Below are 16,621 nucleotides of genomic sequence, written 5' to 3'. Positions count from 1 at the left end.
CGGCGGGCGGGCCCGCCCGCCGGCTCAGTCGCGCAGGTCCGACTGCTTCATCCAGCGGATCAGGTCGGTGCCACGCGAGAAGTAATCGACACGCGCCCACGGGCCGATGCGTTCCAGCACGGCCACCACGTCGTTCTTGACGAGATACGCCTTGCCGCGCGCGCCCTCGTTCGCCGCCGTGTACAGCGCCGCGCGCTTGGCCGCGACGCTCGCGAAGCCGATCCACGGCTTTTCCGTGTTCAGGCGCAGGTAGTCGTTGGTCTCGATGGTCGGGATGTCGCAGTTCGGCAGCGTGCCGCCGACCTGCGCCTTCCAGTCGCCCTGGCCGTTCGACGTGAGCTGCAGCGCGTCGCCCTGCTCGCCCGCGAACGCGGTCGCGAAGCGAATGCTGCGCCCTTGGACGCTCGCCGGTTCGAGCAGGAACCGGCAGGTCGGATCGCGATCGGGGTCGTTCTGCGCCGGCGTCGTGAACGGATTGTCGAAGAAGCCCGACACGCGGCCCTGGTCGACCGCGATATAGACCTTGCGATAGTCGAGCGTCGTGCCCGGCACGGTGCGCAGGTCGTAGATGCCGGCGCGCAGTTCGTCGGCCGAGGCCGCCGGGCCCGCCGCCGCCATCAGGGTCGCCGCGGCAACCCAGCCCATCCAGAAACGTTTCATCAGGTGCCCTTTTTCTGCTTGGCGGCATCCGCCTTCTCGAACGCGTCGAAGTGTCCCTTCATGACCACGTCGTAGTTGTTTTCCTTGTAGGTCGAGCCATTGTAGCCGGCCGCGAAGCTCGCGAAATCCTCGTTCTTGGCCGCCTTGACGAGCGAAGGATTGGCCTTCACGAAGGCCACGAAGCCTTTCAGGTGCGCGCGTTCCGAGCGCGACAGCGCCCTCACCATCTCGAGCGCGCTCGCGTAGCCGAGCGTCTTGTAGTTCGAACCCATGATCTGGAACGCGCCCCACGAACACGATTCCAGCGCCGCCGACGCATTGAGCCGGAACGCCTTGCGCAGACGCCGGTAGCTCAGCGAGCCGTACAGGTCGCGATCCTTCTCCAGCACGCCCTCGGCGAGCAGTTCCTTGCCGGTCTCGCTTTCCTTGAAGTGGTCCTTGTCCTTCTTCTTGTTGTAGCGCCGCCAGATGTCGACGTCGTGCGTCTTGCCGTCCTCGCCGACCAGCTTCATCGTGCTCTTGATGTAGCGCGTGCCGAGCCGGTAATAGCCGATCGGGTAGGACAGGTCGGGATTGGTGTCCCAGTACTTGTTGCCCGTCAGCCGGTAGAAATAGTGGCGCTCGTAGAGGATCTTCGGCACCGTGCGCCCGTCGACCGTCGTGAAGCTGCCGCCGCCCACCTCGGTCTGGTGCACCGCCTTGATCACGTTCACCTTGCAGCCGATCTCCTTCGCGGCGTCCGCGAAGTCCTGCTCGGTGATCGGGTCGCCCGTGTACTTGTCGAGGAACTCGTCGAGCGAGGCATCGTCGCTCGTGACCTTCAGGTCCGGCGCGCCCGACTTGTCGCTCGTCTGCTGCTTCTTCACGCCCTTGTCGGGCCCGAACTTCGAGTCGGTCTGGTCGCCCGCCGGCTTGGCCTTCGGCGCCGGCTGCTGCGGCTTGCGCGGCGCCGCGCCGCCGCCTTCCGGATGCGGCTCCGTCTGGGTCTTGATGCGCAGGCGCGGGCTGACGAGCGTGACCAGCTTGTTCGTCTCCTCCGCCACCGTCTCGTAGACCTTCTTCCATTCGCCGTTCAGCTTCTGGAAAAAGATCTCGACCGTCTGCCCCGTGAAGTCCGGCAGGAATTCCGAGAGCTGGCCGCTCTTCGTGGTGCGGCCCGACACTTCCTTGTCGCCGCTGCGGATCTTGTACGGGGCATCGGGCAGCGGGTTGTGCTCCGCGTCGAGCGTGTTGGTGTTGATCTTGCCGGCCTTCTTCGGAATCCTCAGGCGCTGGCCCGGCTGCAGCGTGCGCGGATCGTGGATCTGATTGGCGCGCGCGATCTCCTTCCACGGCACGCCTTTCCGGTGCGCGATCGCGCTCAGCGTGTCGTTCGGCTGCACGGTGTAGATGGACGGATCATCCGTCATGTCGATTCCCTCGGCGGCGGGCGGTCGGGAACACGCTCATGGGCGCGGCTTCGGCGCCGACGCGACGTGTTCGAGGAACAGGTGATTCGGACCGTAGACCGAGCTCGACACCGTATACGCCCCCCTCGGCGGCACCGGCTTGCCGGCCTCGTCGGCCGATACCGTCTCGATCTCGACGACGGGAATGCACCAGATCGCCTCCGCGCGGGGAACCTGATTGCCGTTCGCATCGCCACAGCGGAAGATGAATGCATCGGACATCTTCGAAGCATCCTTGACGACGGTCGAACCGTCCCACGCGAATTTCACCGTGATCGTGCCGGGATGCGGCGCTTTCGGATCCTGTGCCCCCGGGGGCCATGGTTTGCTCATGCTGTGTCCTCCCAATGCGCCTGACGTGCAGCCGCTCACGAGCAGCGCCGACAGGACGAGTGTCACCGACGCGCGGCGAATGTCATTTGGCAATCTTGTCGAAGTAGTCATAGCGGGCCGGATAGCGCTTTCTCCCTTCCTGTTCACACGGTGTCCCCTGGCTGGACCAGTACATGTTGGCCGATTCCGCGAAATCCTCGGTCGGATTATGACTGCCGTAATCGGACGGCGCCTTGCCGTCCTTTGCGATCGCGGCCAGATAGTCCTGCTTGAGCTTGGCGTTCTTCCACAGCGCCTCGCTCCACAGATGCCCGGTTTCGTGCGTCATCGTGCTGTCGACGTACTGCTGCGGAATCGTCTCCCAGCCCTTCCACGGATAGAACGCGACACCCTGCGCGATGCTCGCGGTCGCCGCCGAGTAGAAATTCGGATCGTTGTAGGTTTCGCGCCAGTCCGCATCGGCCGGATTCGGAGCCGGGTTCATCGACACCCGGCTCAGGTCGGCCAGTTGCTTGGGCGACACTCGCGAGAGTGCCGTCGCCATGCTCTGAGCATCCGGCAGCGCCGTGCCGGTGGGTCCGCCACTCTTCGGCACCAGGATGTCGAACGGATGATCGTTGATCTTCGCCTTGTAGAGCAGCGCATCCTGCTCGCCGCCGCCCGGGAACTTGAACTTCGTGTCCTGCGGCGGCTCCATCGTGACCGTGTTCTTGGGCGTGTAGAAATCAGGCGGCGCGTCGATGCGGCCCTTCGAGCCGTCGAGGTACGAACAGTCGGGCATCTTCACGCCGGCCGGCGCGCCGGGCGCGTCGGCCGGTGCTTCCAGTTCCTCGCTGCTCAGCCATTCGTCCTTCTCCATCCACACGTGCACGTCTTCCTGCTCGCGCGTGAAGAAGCGCTCGCCCTGGCCGAAACGATCGGTCACGCCGCTCGCGATCACCGCGCCGGTCGCGCCCGTCACGTAGTACGGCGTATGCGCCCAGGCGTGCGCGCCGCCCTCCGTCTCCGAGATCGCATCGAGGCCCGAGAAGTCGACGCGGTTGCTGAAGCGCTTCGCGTCGGCCGGAATCGGTAGCGCCGGCAGCGGATAGTCGCGCTGCGCCGGCCCCTCGAACGCGTGCGTCGCGCCCTTGATGTCGATCTTGCCCGGCGCGTGGATCTCGATGTTGCCGCCCGCGATGCGCACGTACGCGCCGCCCGACGTCAGCAGCACCTCCTTCGGCGAGGCCACCTCGATCGTCTGCGTCGCCGACAGGATCTTCACCGTCTTCTGCGCCGTCAGCTCGATGTTGTCCGAGTGCGCCTGGATCTCCACCTTGCCCTTGCCCGCGAACAGCTTCATCCCCGCGTTCTGCGCGAACAGGCTCAGCTTCTCCGTCACGCTCGCGATCAGCGACTTCCCCGCCGCCACGTGCGTGCTCTTCCCGCTCACCACGTTGATGTGCTGGTCCGCGCTGATCTGCGTGCTCTGCTGCGTCGACAGCCCGATCCCCGCCGGGCTCCCGAACAGCATCGCCGGTTCCTTGAACGCCGCCGCCGAGCCCGTCCCACCGCCCGCCGTGCGTCCGCCCGTCGTACCGCCCGGCTTCGTGTCGCGCGTCACGTCGCTCAGCGCGCCCAGCGCCGCGCGCCCTTCGCTCAAACTCTCCGCGTGATGGGTCGCGCTCGCGTTCGACAGCGCGTCGAGCAGCTGCTGCGCGTTGCCCAATTGACGATGCGTGTCGCTCGCGTCGAACGGCTGGCTCGCCGCCGATTTCGGATAGGTCGTCACATACAGGCCGCTGCCCGCGCGCACCGCGCCGTAGGCGTCCGTGCGCAGATCGAAGCCCTGCCCGAGGAACGGCCCGCGCGCATTCCCGTCCTGCTGGATCAGGTAGCCCAGATGCAGGTGCGTATTGCCCTGGCTGCTGAACAACTGCGCGCGGTTCTGGCCCGTCGCATCGTCGAACACCATCTGGTTGTAGCCGCTGCCCGTGTATTCCTTCGTGCGGTAGCCCGACAGGATCCCGTTCGAATGCCACTGCGGCTTCACCGCCCCGTTGTAAACCCGCGCGGTAATCAGCGGCCGATCGCAGTCGCCGCCCACGTAGTCGACGATCACCTCCTCGCCCACCCGCAGCGGATGCACCGCGCCGTAGCCCGCCCCGCTGTCCGAGAACGCCGCGCGCAGCCAGCACGACGCGCGCTCGTCGCCCGCGTTCAGGCGGTCCCACACGAACTGCACCTTGTGACGGTTCAGGTCGTCGGTATACACCTCCTCGCCCTTCGGCCCCACCACGATCGCCGTCTCCAGATGCATCTCGGGCTTCGCATGCTCGAACGCGCTGCGGTACGGCACCGACGCGCGCTGCGCCTCGATCTCGACGTGGTAGAACCCTTGCGCGCCATCGCCCGCGTGCGGCACGCTCGCCGCGGCGGATGCGCCCGTCGCGCGCGCCTCGGCGATCGCGCCGGCGAGGCTGTGCGGGAAGTTCGTCTCCCCGCCGCCCAGCGGCAGGTTGTTCTCGATCACGCGCGTGATCCCGATGATCACGAACTCGCGCTGCTCGGCCGCGTCGCGGTCGTGCTCCGGATGCCCGGCGAGATGGAAACGGCGGCCCGCGTCCGCGCCGCGCACGCCGCCCGCGCCGTGGAAACGCTTCGCGCGCGACTCCCATTCCTCGAGCCGGATCGCCGACAGCCGGTCGCCGTTCGCCTGCGGGCCGTAGGTGTACGCACCCGTGTATTCGTAGACCTCGGTCTGCCCCGGCAGCTCGCCCTGGTTCGCCTTGGTCGGCAGCGACGTGCCCTTCGGGTTGTGCGGCGTCGACGGCTGCTTGTAGTCGAACGTGCGCGACGCGAACGCGGTGCTTTGCAGCGTGCGCGAGCCGGCCCACTGCGTGAGCGCGTCGCGCTCGCTGCCGAGATCGGCGCGGTGGAAGCGGATCGTGTCCGGCGTCATCGCATCAAGCGACTGCGGCGTGTCGGTGATGATGAGCGTGTGCGACTTGCCGTCGTCGGCGTGGCGCCAGAAGCCGTACAGCCCCTCCGCTTCGAGCAAGCGGTGCACGAAGTTCCAGTCGGTTTCGCTTTGGCGGCAGTAGGAGCGCGACGGCAGCGGCTTCGACAGCGCGAACTGGAAGTGCCCCCGGGCCTGGGGGTGTTCGTTGAAGACGTCGGCAATGATCGCGTCGGCGGGACGGTCCTGCCAGATGCGCTCGTCGCGCCGGAAACGCAGGAAGTGCAGCCACGACGCGAACACCAGCTGATAGCTCGTCAGACCGCCGTCCGCGCCCAGGCGGCGGGCCGTGTGCACGTAGCCGTTGAACGGGCGATACGATTTGTCGGCCTGCTGCAGCCATGCGGTGACGGGCTGCGCGATCAGCTTCTTCAGTTCGACGTCGCCCGCCCCGGATACGACATCGAGGGTCCAGCTGAAATCACGACCGAGTGCCGAGACCGCCAACGCACGCCTGGGAACGAACGTGTTCGCCGGCAGCGGTGTGTCCAACCGCAACAGTCGGTCTTGCTGGATCAGGCCTCCCTGGATGGCCCGGATCAGATCCTGCATGTTCAACGTGTTACCCCTCAGTGGTCAGCCCGGTTTCTGATTGTGGCGAGATGGATTGTCTCGTTATCGGCATTTGTGTCGGGCGTCATTTTAACGAGGAAAGGGATTTTGATGAAAGGTGGGATGACGCATTCGCTTTAAAAGACGATGCCGCGACCATGGATTAACGTAGTTTTTTCCGACTACAAACCTGATTCAATTCGATAGGCAGGTAATTTAACCCGATTTAAAGAAATCAAAACGACAGTGGTGCAATATGCACAAGTGGAAGCGAGGAGCAGGCTAATGAGGAAGCGCTGGCACGCGGCCCTGAGATCCCAGCTGCGACGCGGCATTCAGCGATATTCAGTCAGTCCGTCGACGTCACGGCCACTGAAAAATTGTCGTGATGTCATATCGCGTGGAATCCTGCCGATACCGCTACTGAGTTCGCGCCGGGCTTTCACGATTCGCGCCACTCGAATCCATGCCGTGAGAAAAACGATGAAGCGTCGGCATTAAAGTGCGCTGACACCCGATTATCCATAACACGACTCCCGACGAAGAAAACGGCGCAGACGATAGCGCCGAGCGGCCCGGATCCTGCGCCGCGATGACGCGACGGCTTGATCGGGTGAATCTTATTTCATTCGAGAATACGCTTGTGTCGAACACGACATCTCTGGTTCCCCGTCCGCCTTTCCCTGAAAACTGGAATGGCACGGAACCCATGCTTACCCATCACATGCCGGCTTTGCCTCAATCGCCGCGCGCCCCCTCCCGGCGCACCACGAACCGCGCGAAATGCTCATGCAGCCGAGCCAGGTCGCCACCGGTCCCTTCCGGCGGCCCCGCCTCCGTCCTGATCTCCCGCACGCTCACCCCGAAGCGCCGACGCATCGCCTGCACCAGCCGATCGCCGCTGGAGAAGCCGTGACGCAGCGCCACGGCCTTGATCGACTCGCCCTTCCCGTCGGGATCGGCGAGCGCCCGATACGCGAGATCGAGCCGACGCTCGCGGATGAACCGCGCCACGCCGCCGTCTGCCTCGAACACCCGGTACAGATGCGCGCGCGAAATACGAAAGCGCGCGACCAGCGATTCAGGACTCAGTTCGCGCTCCGTCAAATGCTCCGCGATGTAGTGCACGAGCCGCCGCCGCAACGCGGCGGACTGCGACGCGGCGCGCCCGCCGCTAGGACGCGGCGTATCCGATAGCGCCGTCGCGAGCAGCGCCGCCAGTACATCCTGGACCACCCGCGCCTGCCGCGCCGAGATCCGTGCGGCGACCTGATGCACCCCGACGAGATAATCGGCCAGCAGCGGCGTCAGGCCCGCACCCGCCTTCAGCAATGCGCCATGAAGGTTCCGGCCGGCCGCGGCGCGATCGAGCTCCGCGCGCGGCATGATGACCGCGACGGATGCGCCTGCGTCCATCCGGCTGCTCATCGGCTGCGCAAGATCGATGACGTAGACGTCCCCCGCCTCCGCCCGCGCCGCTGCGCCATTGAAATCACCGGCGTGCACGCCCGCTTGCACGAGTTGCACCCAGTATTGATCGAGCCCGCTCTGCTGGATCGTCCGGCTGTCGCGCCGATAGTGCTGTGCATTGACCGACGCCCGCCACAGCAGCATATCGCCGCACATCCGCGACGCGAGCGTGGCGGCGAGCCCCGCATCGTCATGTCCTTCGGCCGGACTCCCGGCGACCGGCTCCCCGTCGGCCCGCTCCACCTCCGCGATCGGTCGCATGACTTGCCGCCAGTAACCCTCCCGCAGCGCGGGCTCGACCGTGTCGGTCGAAAGGAAGACTTCCCCGGAAGTCATGGTCTCCTCGCCTGTTTCCCTGCGAATGTTTTTGCTCGCGATAAGCGACACGGCACGGCCGCGTCCGTGCGCGGCGCATGCGAAAGCGACGCCCCCTCACGGGCGCGTCGCTTCCGGTGAACCTCATGCGCAATGAACGCGCATCGCTACGACAGCGCCGTCATCAGAACTGATAACCCGCGCCGACCACCGCGCCGATGTCCGAGCGGGTGTTGCCCGTGACGGACGCCTTGACGACCCACTTGTCGTTCTGCGTCACATACGAATAGCCCGCCGCGAAGCCTTGCTGGCCGCGATAGGTCGACGTCGCCGCCGACACCATCGAACGCCCCGGCGCGGTCGGCTGCGGCAGGCCCGCTACCGCCATCGCCGATGCGACGCCGCCGAACATATCCTTCTTCACGGTGTTCAGGTCGTTGTACATCTGCCCGACGCGTTGATCGGTATAGCTGCGCGACGCCGCCGACGAGGCCGCGACGTTATCGTTCAGCTGCTGCACGTTCACGGCGTCGGTCGGCGCCGTGCCGGCCGCGACGTTCGTGACCTGGCGTTCGCTGCCCTTCGCGCCCACCGCGAACGAGTTGTCGCGATCCGCGACCGAGCCCTGTCCGACCGCGACCGAGTTCCGGCCGCTCGCCGTCGACGACGAACCGAACGCACCCGAATCCGCCCGCGCGATCCAGCCCGTGTTCGCATCGGTGGCGGCCGCCTTCACCGCCTGGTCAGCCGACATGCCCTTGAGCGCATTCGTGAGCTGACCGACGTTCACCGCGTCGTTGCTGTTGACGCCCGCCGCGACGCCCGTCAACACGCGATCCGCGCCGATGCCGTTGCCGAAGTTCACCGAGGCCCCGCCCGTGCCCGCGCCGACCGTGATCTGGCCGTTCGGATCCTGCTGCTGCACGAGGCCCGCCTTGCCGTTGGTCACGTTGCTCACGTTCTGCTGCAGGCTCGTGATGTCGGTCGTGTTCTGCGCGACCTGCCGGTTCGTCGCATGCAGCTGCGAACCGTTCACGGCGTCCGTGCTGGTCGCGCTGAGCGTGCCAGCCTGGACATTCGTGAGCTTCGTGCCGCCCGCGCCGCCGCCGAGCGTGATCACGCTCTTCGAGCTGTCGTCGTAGGTGACCGCCAGCGCGCCGAGCTGGCTGAGGCTCGACTGCACGCTCTTCAGCTGCTTCACGTTCACGGCGTCGGTGTCGTCCACCCCGGCCGAGACGTTCTTGAGCACGACCGGCGACGCCGCATCGCCGCCTGCGAGCGACACCGAGTTCAGGCGGTTGCCGTTCGCGTCCACGTCGTATTTCACGACATGCTTCACGGCCTCGCCGGCCTGATTCGACACGTTCGTGATCTGCTGCTGGAGATCGGACTTCACGCCGAACAGCTGGCCGCCGTTCACCGCGTCCTGGCTGCCCGCCGCGATGCTGCCGTCCGCCACGCCGGAGACCTTGGTGGCCGCGCCGTCGCGCGCCGCGCTGTAGGCGCCCAGGTTCGCGTCGAACTTCAGCGCATCCTTCTCCAGACCTGCGATGGCCGTCGTGTGGCTGGCGATGCTCGTCTCCGCGTTGCCGATCCGCGTATCGTGCTGGCTCAGCGTCGTCGCATTGCTCGTCACGCGGCCGTCGAGGTTGCCGAGCGCATCGCCGACGTTGTTGAACGTGTCGCCGCCGATGGCGTACTTCGGCGCCGTGATCGAGCCGTTCGTGTTAGCCGTCGCGCCGCCGCCCAGCGCCGCCGCCGCGCTGTCCGTCGCGTAGCGCAGTTGCGCGCCGTTCACCGCATCGGTGCTGCCGGCCTGCACGCCACCCTCCGCCACGTTCGTCACGCGCACCGGCGCGCCGCCGTTGCCCGCGCCGAACGACACCCGGCGCTTGCTCGCATCGTCGTACTTCACCGCGAGCGCATCGAGTTCACCGACGCCGCTCTTCACCGCCGAATTCAGCTGGTCGACGTTGACCGCATCCGTGCCCTGCACGCCTTGCGCGAGGTTCGAGATCTTCTGCGGTGCGGCGCTGCCGTGGCTCGCATCGTATGCGCCGAGTGTCGGGTTCCATTGCAGCGCGTCCTGCTGGAGCGCGGCGATGCCAGCTGTATTCGTCGTGACGCGCTGATCGAGCGACGTGATCGTATCGCCCTGCGTGCTGATCTGCTGCTGCAGGTTGCCGGTCGCCTTCGACAGCTGGCCGACGTTGACCGCATCGTTGTTCGCGACGCCGTCCGCGACATTCGACAGCTTGACGGGCGCCTGCCCCGCGCCGCCGAACGTGACGCCCCCCCTGTCGCTGCCGTCGTATTTGACGTTCAGCTTGTCCGCATCCTGCAGGTTCGCCACGTTCGCGTTCGTCGTCGACAGGTTGCTGGTCAGCGTCGACACATTCGTCGTCAGGGCGTCGACGCGCGAGGCTTGCGCCGCGGCGTTCTGGTTGGCCGCGAACAGTTGCGAACCATTGACCGCATCGGTGCTGTTCGCGTCGAGCGCGCCCTGCGCCACGTTCTTGAGCGTCACCGGACCATTCGCGCCGCCCGCGAGCGTGACCGTGTTCGCGCGGTTGCCGGTCGCATCGGTGTCGTAGACGACCGCGTTCTTCGTCGCGCCGCCGATCTGCGTGTTGATCTGATCCTGCACGTTCTTCAACTGCGCACCGTTGATCGCGTCCGTGCTCGTCGACGAAACGTCGCCGGCCGCCACGTTCGTGATCTTCTGCGCGCCGCCGCTGCCGTGCGACGCGTCGTACGCCCCCGCCGACGCCGACCATTGCAGCGCATCCTGTTGCAGCGCGCCGAGGTTCGTCGTGTTCTGCGTGACCTGAGCGCCGAGCTGCGTGAGCGAATCGCCTTGCTTCGCCACCGCCTGATCGGTCGCGAACAACTGGCTGCCGTTCACCGCATCCGTGCTGGCCGCCGACAGCTCCGCCGCCTTCACGTTGGTCAGCCTGGTGCCGTTCGGGCCGGCCAGCGTGACCGATTCGAAGCCCACGGGGCCGTCGTACTTCACGTTGCGCTTGTCGGCCACCTGCAGGCTCGACACGTCCGCCTGCGTGCCGACCAGGCCCGTGCTCAGGTTCGCGACGCTCTGGTTCACCGTCCCAAGCGACGTGCTCAGGCTGCTCACATTGCCCTGCAGGTTCGTGATGTTCGTCGCCGCGGACGACAGCGACGATTGAAGCGGCGAGATCGCGCCGTTCAGTTGCCCGACGTTGACCGCATCGCGGCTCGCGACGCCGTCCGCGACGTTGTGCAGGCTCACCGGGCCGCTCGCGCCCGAGCCGCCGAGGGTGATGCTCGCATGGCTGTCGTCGTCGTACTGCACGGCGTTCTTCGTCGCCGCGCCGATCTGGCTGTTGACCGTCGTGCTGAGATTCTGGATCTGCGCATTGACACCGTTCGTCACGCTCGTGCTGAGCGACGACAGGCCGCCGCTCAACTGGCCGACGTTCACCGCGTCATGCGTATCCTTGCCGTCGGCGACATTTTTAAGCGTCGTGCCGTTCGCGCCTTGCAGCGTCACCGTCTCGAAGCCCGCCGGGCCGTCGTACTTCACGTTGCGTGCGTCCAGCTGCTGCAGCTGCGTGATGTTCGATGCCGCCGTGCTCAACGACGTATTGATGCGGGCGACGCTCGTGCTCAGGTTGCCGACTGTCTGGTTGGTCGTGCTGATCGAGGTCTGCAGGTTCGAGATGCTCTGGTTGATCGGCGCGACCGCGCTGCTGAGGCTGCCGTTCAACTGCTTGACGTTCACGGCGTCGGTGTCGGCGACGCCCGCGGCCACGTTGTGCAGTCCGACCGTCGAGGTTGCGCCCGCGCCGCCGAGCGTCACGCTGTCGTGCCGGCCGTTGTCGTATTGAACGGCGTCCTTGGTCGCGCTGCTCACCGACGTGCTCAGCGACGCGCCCAGGGTGTTGATCTGCGTATTGACGTTGCCCTGCACCGTCGACAAGCCGCTGTTCATCTGGCCCACGTTCGCCGCGTCCGTATCCGCGACGCCGGCCTTGACGTTGCCGATCGTCGTTCCGCCCTGCCCGTCGAGCGCGATCGCGGTGTGGCTGCCGTCCGTGTACTTCACGTTCTGCTTGTCGGCGGCCTGCAGGTTCGTGATGTTCGAGGTTGCCGTCGACAAGGACGTGTTGAGGTTCGCGATCTGGCCGCCGACCGTCGTGCTCAGGCTGGTCACGCGCGCATCGACCTTGTTGATGCTCATCGTCAGGCCGTCGTTGACCGACTTCAGTTGCGAGACGATGACGGCATCCGTGCCATCGACACCCGCCGCGACGTTCTTCAGCTGGCGCTCCTTGCCGGTCGAACCGAACGACACCGCGCCGCCGACCGGCGCGGCCGTGCCGCCGAACACCGGCTGACTCGTGTTGTTCGCCGCGCCGACCGCGCCGGAACCGATGGCGACCTGGTTGTCGCCGCCCGTCTGCGCGCCTGCGCCGATCGCGACGGATTGCGTGCCGGCCGCGCGGGTCTGCGTGGCCGCGTCGTAGGATGCGCCGTTCGAGACACCGTCGCTCGTCGTCGGGTTGGCCCCGCCGATCGCGACCGAGCGGTCGCCTTGCGCGAGCGCCGAATGGCCGAGCGCGATCGAGCTTTTGCCGCGCGCATCGGCGACGTTGCCCACCGCCATCGAGAAATCGCCGACCGCAGCCGACTGGCGGCCGACCGCGAGCGACGTATTGCCCTGGGCCATCGCCACCGTGCCGATCGCCGTCGCCGAGTTGGAGAGCGCCTGCGCGCCGGTGCCGACCGCGATCGCGCCGCCGCCCGCCGCGCCGCCCTTGCTGTTCGCATTGGCCTGATCGCCGATCGCGATGCCGCCGGCGCCCGCTTGCGCGTTGTTGCCCGCCTTGTAGCTCGAGCTGCTCACCGCGACGTTCGAACCGCTCTTGGTGGAAATGCATCCGGACGTCGTGCCGTCGATGCATTGCCCGTTGAGCGCGTTGTCGGGGTTGCCCCGGTCGACGAAATTCGCGCTCGATTGCGCCGCCACGGTGCCTGCGCCCAGGATGCCGGCGCCCGCGAACATCGCCGTGACAAGCATCGAAATATGCGTCTTCTTCAATTGGTCTCTCCTAATGTTCTTGAGTAGCGTTGATTTATATTCAGTAATACGAAACGTTTCCTCGCGAGGAGGATCCGGGGACGGCTGTACGTCGATAAGCGCCAGGAAGCGCACGGACGCCACTACGCAGCGGCGAATCCGTGTTATTTCTGTGATCGCAGATGACGCGCCGTCGGGCGCGCTGTCTGCACGATTTCTATGGTTTTACGGGCTGACTTTCCGCGGTATCGCCAAGCGGCGGCGACGCACGAAACACGTTGGAAAACGGATTGAAGCGGCCTTGAAATCCGGCGTGACGGCATCGACGTTCGTCGCGATTTGCGCGACCACCGATCGACGGCCGAATGCGGACGCAGCTTTCCCCGGAACTCTCTCGCGTTTCCATGGCATCTTGGTCTCTGTTTTCACCTGCGCGGCCGGAAGCATCTTCAACCGGATATCACACCGGGTTTTGAAGGCCGCTCTTCTATATCGACGAATCGATCCACGCGACGATGCATTCCGAATGGGCACAATCACTCGGCTCGACGCGTCGCCAATACGTGGAAAATTTGCGCACCGTGCGCAGGACTACCGGATCACACTCGACTTCCCATCACCTGCCTTGCCGCATGACAGACCACCTTCCCCATCGTCATGGGCCGACCCACGAACTTCCTTCCGGACGGCATGCAATCCTGTCCGTCCTTACAATCTCAAATTTCGCGACGATTATATCGACTACGATCGACTTACAATCTTCAAGAAATGTAAAAACGAATCACTTGTTTGTAAAATTTCGCAAAATCACGCTATTGAAATTTCCTAAAAAAATACTCACCATTAATTTCTTAAATTCGTCAAGAAATACGCAATCCCGACGCATCATCCTTGTCTCATTTGATGATGCCGTACGTCTCATTTCCTTCATGGGCAAGCAGTTCGCGGCCGCCACCCTCGACGAATCATGAGATTTCGGATCGAGCGCTTCTTCTTTTCGTTTCGACGGCCTATTTCTTCTTACACGCAATTCTTCCGCAAACGTTTTCCAATATCGATCAGCCAAATATTGACTGTATCGAGCACCTGAATTGCAGATATCTCCAAACAATTCCATTTATAAATTGCGTCGTGATCGCCGTCGGATCATCGGCTCGCGGCTCTGTGGCCAGGGCAGCCCCAGGTGGGATCGGGCAAGTACGGTGCAGGATGCGACGTCGGCGCAGCGATGGGTGGGCTGGGTGGAAGACGTGCCGAGGATTCCATCCGAACCGCGCCGACGCGTGAAATACCAGTTGAAGGTGTAGGTGGCCGACTTGGCGCCGGGAAAAGCCGTGCTGCCAGATGCAGATGCAAAAAAGCCGCCGGCGCCGGAGTACACGGCGGCTTTGCCGATCGCCTGCATGCCAGGCATCACGCTGCGTGGCGGCGATCCTCTCGCGCGACGACCGGCGCGACATTGCCGCGCCGTCACGTCACGCGCCCATCACTACTGGCACGACATCACCACGACGCCGCCGACCCCTTGCGTATTCGGCGGCGCTGCCGAGTAGCCGAGCGCCACCAGCGGCCGCTTCGCGTCATGTCCCACGACGACCGACTGGACGGTGAGCATTCCTTCGCTCGATACCCCATTCAACGGGGTCTGCGCTTTCGTCACCGTGTAGGGCGTATTGATCACCGTGATCGACAGGCTCAGGTTGTTCAGCGTGCGCGCGGCGAGATCGAGCGTGGCCGACGCCGTTCCGAGCGAGCCCCCTTCCGCTCCGGTGTTGTTTGCCACCGGACCCGCGATCAATGACGTGCAGACGAGCGATCCGCTCGTCGCGGACAACGTCAACGGCGTCCCCACCGCATAGCTGACGCCCTGCTCGCCGTTATAGGTATTGCGGTCCGTGTCCATGGCCTGAGTCCAACGGCCGATCGCCACGTCGGCGCCGACGCTCTGTATGTCCGTGACCATCCCGTGATCGAGGCCGAGACAATCGGTCGCCGCAGCCGATGCGGCCAAGGTCGTGAATCCACCGCTCGGCTGCTGCACCAGGCTCGATGCGGGCGCGGCCGGTGCGGTGAAGTTTCTTTTCTTCTGATACGCCGTGGGCAGGCTCGGGACGACCACCACGGCCAGTTGACCGTTGCTCGCCGCCACCTGGGAAGCCGAGCCGGAATAGGTAAAGCGACCGCTCGGCCGGCACGCGGCTTGTGCCGACGGTGCGGGGGCTTCGGGTGCGGGCGACGCCGGCAGGGGCGACGCGGTTGATCCGGTGCTGGATGTCCCGCCGTCATCTCCCCCGCCACAGGCGGAAAGGGTCGCCGCGAGCAGCGCAAGGGCGAGAAGATGGTGGCGGTGAAGCGGTGCTTGCATGGTACGGCTCTCCAGGTTTTGCCATTCGATGGGCATTGGTTGTTATCAGGATCAAGCGATGTCGACGCGAATCCGCCGCACGCCCCGCCAATGCTCCACACAAACATGGGAACGATCATCGATCGAATGACCGGAAGCACACCGGCGGCCGAGGATGGACGGTTTGTGCCATCTCGGCATTCGAAAGCCAGCAGCAGGAGGGGGCCGGCGAACAGGTCGTCAAATAGAGCGTGTCGGGACCGGACAATACGGACGCGATTGCGAACACACGACACGTCATGCTCGCGTTGACGGCTGACTCCCCGACCGCCCTTGCATCGAATCCGGCACACGCCATACGACAGACCGTCTTGTACATCGTTGTTCTGCTGGGGCTTGGGATCGATGAAGCTTGATCGACAAGGTCGACAGACAATCATCGAGAATTAACCCGCGCGCCATAGATACCACGAAATCGCCAAGAGGATTTATTGAGTTTCCGATCTTCCATACCAGACCTGGAGAGATCCATGCCTCGCGTCGCTGGTTCAGCGTCGATCCGCCACATGAGGAGGGAAGGCGTCCCGTCGAGCCTTCTCAATATCCGGGAGACGCGCTCACCATCGATGAATTTGATTTCCCAACAACATCACATCCCAAATAACGTTTCGGATAATTCGGCGCTTCCATTCCTGTTATAAATGGTAGCTACCTTCATGCCAAAAACGGTCCTAAGCTGAAAACCGGCCCATGGGCAGACTCCCAATTCCGTTGCCTGTTTCGGCCGAAATCATCAAGGAGATTACCGTGGCCTCTGCATATGCGGTCCTATACGACGAGGAAGGCTGGTTCATCATCGCCAAGAAGAGAACCGAGGGTTTCTATTTTGGAAACGGCCGCAAGGGAGATGCCTACCATAAAGGAATACGCATAACGAATGGCCCCGGGCAGTACGCGCTTCCCGGCGGCGGGATACACAAGAACGAGGGGGCCGCCGCGGCCGCCGAACGCGAATTCATCGAGGAGACCGGTGTCAACCTACCTGCTCATAAACTCATCAAAGCGCAATCCTTCAGCGACCGAGGTTCGTTCACAGGGGCGTACTTCAAAGCGAACAATAAGAATGATGTGGCACGTACCGGCGCGACCATATACGGCACCAGCCTGAAGAATGCGGAAAAACTAATTATCGAAATCAAGGAAAATAAATGGGAAGGCGAGATCGGCTACTCAAATACCGTGTCGTATGCCGTGCGCAATAATTTAATCCCCTGGCCATACGACAACGAACTTGAACATGTCGCCGTCTGGAACATCACGCTGGCCGACAACTGGAATACCATCAAGTCATGGAAGGGACGAGATGACATCGGCTGGTATTACATCGTCCTTAGATATCTGCGCGTCGATCTTTTCGGACTGGCCGAATAGGCGACCAAGAC

At 64.5% G+C, this 16,621-nt stretch carries 11 protein-coding genes; 3 read left to right on the top strand and 8 right to left on the bottom strand.

Annotated features, from left to right (window positions below):
• Positions 1 to 24: 24 nt before the first annotated feature.
• The 6 genes from Bsp3421_RS31805 to Bsp3421_RS31780 all read right to left on the bottom strand — a co-directional run bounded on the left by Bsp3421_RS31805 (position 25) and on the right by Bsp3421_RS31780 (position 12,856).
• Entirely contained in the window at positions 25 to 660 is a 636-nt protein-coding gene (locus Bsp3421_RS31805; protein WP_274000892.1) for a hypothetical protein, read from the bottom strand.
• Positions 660 to 2,069, bottom strand: coding sequence for a LysM peptidoglycan-binding domain-containing protein (locus Bsp3421_RS31800; protein ID WP_274000891.1), 1,410 nt, complete (start codon positions 2,067 to 2,069; stop codon positions 660 to 662). Before Bsp3421_RS31800 ends, Bsp3421_RS31805 begins: the two co-directional genes overlap by 1 nt.
• Positions 2,070 to 2,105: 36 nt before the next feature.
• The gene (locus Bsp3421_RS31795; protein WP_274000890.1) at positions 2,106 to 2,441 is read right to left on the bottom strand and encodes a hypothetical protein; all 336 of its coding nucleotides are present in this window, start codon (positions 2,439 to 2,441) and stop codon (positions 2,106 to 2,108) included.
• Positions 2,442 to 2,523: 82 nt separating this feature from the next.
• Entirely contained in the window at positions 2,524 to 5,997 is a 3,474-nt protein-coding gene (locus Bsp3421_RS31790; RefSeq protein WP_274000889.1) for a type VI secretion system Vgr family protein, read from the bottom strand.
• A gap of 732 nt (positions 5,998 to 6,729) precedes the next feature.
• On the bottom strand, positions 6,730 to 7,848 hold the full coding sequence (locus Bsp3421_RS31785; RefSeq protein ID WP_274000888.1) for a helix-turn-helix domain-containing protein: 1,119 nt from the start codon (positions 7,846 to 7,848) through the stop codon (positions 6,730 to 6,732).
• A 112-nt stretch (positions 7,849 to 7,960) separates the two neighbouring features.
• Positions 7,961 to 12,856, bottom strand: a complete 4,896-nt coding sequence (locus Bsp3421_RS31780) for a YadA-like family protein (protein WP_274000887.1) — start codon at positions 12,854 to 12,856, stop codon at positions 7,961 to 7,963.
• A 151-nt stretch (positions 12,857 to 13,007) separates the two neighbouring features.
• Between Bsp3421_RS31780 and Bsp3421_RS31775 the strand changes: the two genes are divergently transcribed.
• The gene (locus Bsp3421_RS31775) at positions 13,008 to 13,664 is read left to right on the top strand and encodes a hypothetical protein (protein WP_274000886.1); all 657 of its coding nucleotides are present in this window, start codon (positions 13,008 to 13,010) and stop codon (positions 13,662 to 13,664) included.
• 288 nt (positions 13,665 to 13,952) lie between these two features.
• Here Bsp3421_RS31775 and Bsp3421_RS31770 read toward each other — a convergent pair whose 3' ends face one another.
• Complete coding sequence (locus Bsp3421_RS31770; RefSeq protein ID WP_274000884.1) at positions 13,953 to 14,240, bottom strand: hypothetical protein; 288 nt, start codon at positions 14,238 to 14,240, stop codon at positions 13,953 to 13,955.
• An 84-nt stretch (positions 14,241 to 14,324) separates the two neighbouring features.
• Positions 14,325 to 15,200 carry a hypothetical protein gene (locus Bsp3421_RS31765; protein WP_274004429.1) on the bottom strand — a complete coding sequence of 292 codons (876 nt, stop codon included), beginning with the start codon at positions 15,198 to 15,200 and terminating at the stop codon, positions 14,325 to 14,327.
• Between the two features lie 391 nt (positions 15,201 to 15,591).
• On the opposite strand from Bsp3421_RS31765, the gene Bsp3421_RS31760 reads away from it, so the two are divergent.
• Together Bsp3421_RS31760 and Bsp3421_RS31755 are read left to right on the top strand one after the other, a co-directional pair.
• On the top strand, positions 15,592 to 15,843 hold the full coding sequence (locus tag Bsp3421_RS31760) for a hypothetical protein (RefSeq protein ID WP_274000883.1): 252 nt from the start codon (positions 15,592 to 15,594) through the stop codon (positions 15,841 to 15,843).
• Positions 15,844 to 15,929: 86 nt separating this feature from the next.
• Positions 15,930 to 16,610 (top strand): NUDIX domain-containing protein, encoded by a 681-nt coding sequence (locus Bsp3421_RS31755; RefSeq protein ID WP_274000881.1) that lies wholly within the window; start codon positions 15,930 to 15,932, stop codon positions 16,608 to 16,610.
• The last annotated feature ends 11 nt before the right edge of the window (positions 16,611 to 16,621 follow it).

The sequence above is a fragment of the Burkholderia sp. FERM BP-3421 genome (genome assembly GCF_028657905.1).
GTDB lineage: Bacteria > Pseudomonadota > Gammaproteobacteria > Burkholderiales > Burkholderiaceae > Burkholderia.
The sequence above is the reverse complement of the archived record's forward strand: the minus strand, read 5'-3'. Positions and strand labels throughout refer to the sequence as shown.

What these genes read in the sequence shown, in the direction of transcription:
- Bsp3421_RS31805 (WP_274000892.1), bottom strand. Translation starts at nt 660, where the DNA reads ATGAAACGTTTCTGGATGGGCTGGGTTGCCGCGGCGACCCTGATGGCG.
- Bsp3421_RS31800 (WP_274000891.1), bottom strand. Translation starts at nt 2,069, where the DNA reads ATGACGGATGATCCGTCCATCTACACCGTGCAGCCGAACGACACGCTG.
- Bsp3421_RS31795 (WP_274000890.1), bottom strand. Translation starts at nt 2,441, where the DNA reads ATGAGCAAACCATGGCCCCCGGGGGCACAGGATCCGAAAGCGCCGCAT.
- Bsp3421_RS31770 (WP_274000884.1), bottom strand. Translation starts at nt 14,240, where the DNA reads ATGCAGGCGATCGGCAAAGCCGCCGTGTACTCCGGCGCCGGCGGCTTT.
- Bsp3421_RS31765 (WP_274004429.1), bottom strand. Translation starts at nt 15,200, where the DNA reads ATGCAAGCACCGCTTCACCGCCACCATCTTCTCGCCCTTGCGCTGCTC.
- Bsp3421_RS31755 (WP_274000881.1), top strand. Translation starts at nt 15,930, where the DNA reads ATGGGCAGACTCCCAATTCCGTTGCCTGTTTCGGCCGAAATCATCAAG.